This window comes from Streptococcus parasanguinis, from assembly GCF_001578955.1.
Taxonomy (GTDB): Bacteria; Bacillota; Bacilli; order Lactobacillales; family Streptococcaceae; genus Streptococcus; species Streptococcus parasanguinis_U.
The window spans coordinates 1-491 of record NZ_KQ969722.1 but is presented as its reverse complement, the minus strand read 5'-3'; the positions used below and the strand labels follow the sequence as shown (position 1 = coordinate 491).

General features: G+C 39.7%; 1 protein-coding gene. It reads left to right on the top strand.

Translation table 11 applies throughout. The annotated features are described in order from the left end of the window. On the top strand, positions 1 to 311 hold a 311-nt coding region (locus SPADD19_RS10940), incomplete at its 5' end, for a redoxin family protein (RefSeq protein WP_128861641.1). Between the last annotated feature and the right edge of the window lie 180 nt (positions 312 to 491).

Sequence of the window (491 nt, the reverse complement as noted above, 5' to 3'; positions counted from 1 at the left end):
GCCTGTCGACATTAGAGGATACCAATGAGTTGGCAAAAGAAGAGGCAGGTAAGGATTATGTGGTTTTATCCGTTGTAGCTCCAACCTTTAATGGCGAAAAATCAGCAGCAGATTTCAAAAACTGGTACCAGTCTTTGGATTACAAGGATTTCCCAGTCTTGCTAGATAGTAAAGGGGAACTGCTCAAAGAATATGGGATTCGTTCTTATCCATCGGCGCTCTTTATCAATAGTGATGGGACTTTAGCAAAGAGTCATATTGGCTATATGAATAAAGAGGATATCCTCAAGACCCTAGAGAACATGCAGTAAGGAGATAGACAATGGAAACAAAATGGAAAGTGTTTGCTATCCTTCTCATTGGCTTGCTATCGATTGGTTTCTTTTTCTTTAGTAAGGGAGCAAACGGAATGGATCAATCAGAAACAAGCACTGAGATGATTAAAAAAGTATCGATGAGTCAGACTCCAGTAGCCAAAAAGGAAACAAATG